Source organism: Fischerella thermalis PCC 7521, from assembly GCF_000317225.1.
Classification (GTDB): Bacteria; Cyanobacteriota; Cyanobacteriia; order Cyanobacteriales; family Nostocaceae; genus Fischerella; species Fischerella thermalis.
This window is the reverse complement of sequence record NZ_AJLL01000133.1, coordinates 1-290: the sequence shown is the minus strand read 5'-3', so window position 1 is coordinate 290 and position 290 is coordinate 1. Positions and strand designations below refer to the sequence as shown.

1 pseudogene is annotated in these 290 nt (G+C 49.3%); it reads right to left on the bottom strand.

The features are described from left to right. A pseudogene (locus UYK_RS24610) lies at window positions 1–290 on the bottom strand (gephyrin-like molybdotransferase Glp); the annotation flags it as partial.

Below are 290 nucleotides of genomic sequence, written 5' to 3'. Positions count from 1 at the left end.
TACTTGAGTACATTGAGCAGCAGCTAAGACGGCTATTTCTGGAGCATTTAGCATTATTCCTGCAGGAAGTAATTGCCCTCCAGCTTTGTAGTAAGAAGCACGGTGTCTGACAAATTCTTGCGGTTTTGGTGCAGCCAGGATCGACACCCGATTATTTTCTCGCTGCGTTCGTTCTTGCATCACCACTGTATCCGCGCCTGCTGGCATTACCGCACCAGTGAAAATTCGCGCTGCTTGCCCCGGTTGAATAGTTGATTGGGGCTGATATCCAGCAGGGGATTTCCTCAACT